A 1375-nucleotide genomic window follows, 5' to 3' on the forward strand; every position below is an offset into this window, starting at 1 on the left:
ATGACAGGGCGAACGGCCGATTTGATGAGCTGCAGAAGCTCGGCAACAAGATCGACAGTGCAGAGGACCCCAAAGCCATCATGGATTTGATGGCTCGCCTTCAGCTTGAAACCAACATGCTACTCAACGAGATGTTGCGAGTCCAAGCTGAGCAGATGGCTTATGCCAGGCAAACCGAAGTGGAAGGCAAGCAACGCGAAATCAACGCTCATCGTCGTGCGATGAGCGGCTTCTAAATCCACCGCAAAGGAAGAAACGGATGAACATCAAAATTATTACCGTCATGGTTTCCGCGCTTCTGCTGAGCGCCTGCGGCAGCTCGCACAAGGAGAGTGAAAAGCCAGGCGCGGAGCATGTGCCGGTTGCCCCGGTCGCAGCAAAGGGGCTGACGTTCAACCTGGTCAACGGAAAAACCTTCGTACTTCCGGAAGGTGTGGTGCTACAGGAATGGGTCAAAAACATTGATCGCAATGATCTTGTTGCTTTCTCGAAGACCTGCCGTGAGAAGCAAGGCACCCCACCTTGGACGGATACTCGTGCGCAAATGATCTGCAACTACGCTATCTTCGCACAGCTTTGATTCTGTAGTTACCCTATAAATTTGGAATTATTTATGGCCGACAACTGCGCCTATAACTTGCAAATTGTTGAATTTGTGATGAGCGATTCGACAATGAAGCTGAGAGCTTCCGCCGAAGCAACTGCTTCCGCTCTGGGTAGTTATGCGTCGGCAGTAGCGATCTCGGGGTGCAGCATCTATGTCGTTCTATGGCTGATTTCCTGGGCAAACGGCGAAGGAAACGGGACCATCCAAAGCCTGTTGAAGTGGTTTGCCAGGGCGTGTTTCTTGATCGCGCTTGCGGGTACTGGCTCGTTATACAACACCTACGTGCTGGACACTTTTTCTACCGTGCCGTCAGAAGTTGCACAACTTGTTGCGAACCCATCTGACTCGAAAATCAGTGTCGATGCAGAAGGCAAGCTGCAAATTGGAAGCGCGCTGGATAAAGCGGCGAACTCGGGAGTGTGCTCCGGCACAAATATCTGGAAACAATCCTCGATTTTCCAAAGCCCTGCGGATTCGGTCGGATATATGATCACCGGGCTTGTCATAATCGTGGGTGTTGTCATCTTCGTCGCAATCGCTGCGGGGCTTGCCATCATTGCATACGCGTCACTCTTTGTTGTTTTAGGGCTCGGGCCGCTTTTTCTTGTTGCAGGAATATTTGAATCTACACGCCCAATGATGGAGTCTTTTTTCAGAACAACCATAAATTATGGTCTGAATAGCGTCGTCCTCCTTTCAATTTTGGGAATGGCCATCGGCATGATAGATGGCTTCTCCAGTTCCGACCTTGCCAAAGGGGCGGCAGGC

3 protein-coding genes are annotated in these 1375 nt (G+C 51.1%); all 3 read left to right on the forward strand.

From position 1 onward, the window contains the following. On the forward strand, window positions 1-236 hold a 236-nt coding region (locus V7Z98_RS17720), incomplete at its 5' end, for a type IV secretion system protein (RefSeq protein ID WP_334159410.1). A 23-nt stretch (window positions 237-259) separates the two neighbouring features. Then, entirely contained in the window at window positions 260-580 is a 321-nt protein-coding gene (locus V7Z98_RS17725) for a hypothetical protein (protein ID WP_334159412.1), read from the forward strand. 33 nt (window positions 581-613) lie between these two features. Then, window positions 614-1375, forward strand: a 762-nt coding sequence (locus tag V7Z98_RS17730) for a type IV secretion system protein (protein WP_334159413.1), incomplete at its 3' end; no start/stop codon positions are given.

Origin of the sequence: Oryzomicrobium sp., assembly GCF_036820405.1 — a bacterium.
GTDB lineage: Bacteria > Pseudomonadota > Gammaproteobacteria > Burkholderiales > Rhodocyclaceae > Oryzomicrobium.

Coding starts and splice junctions, on each gene's coding strand:
- V7Z98_RS17725 (WP_334159412.1), top strand. CDS start 260: ATGAACATCAAAATTATTACCGTCATGGTTTCCGCGCTTCTGCTGAGC.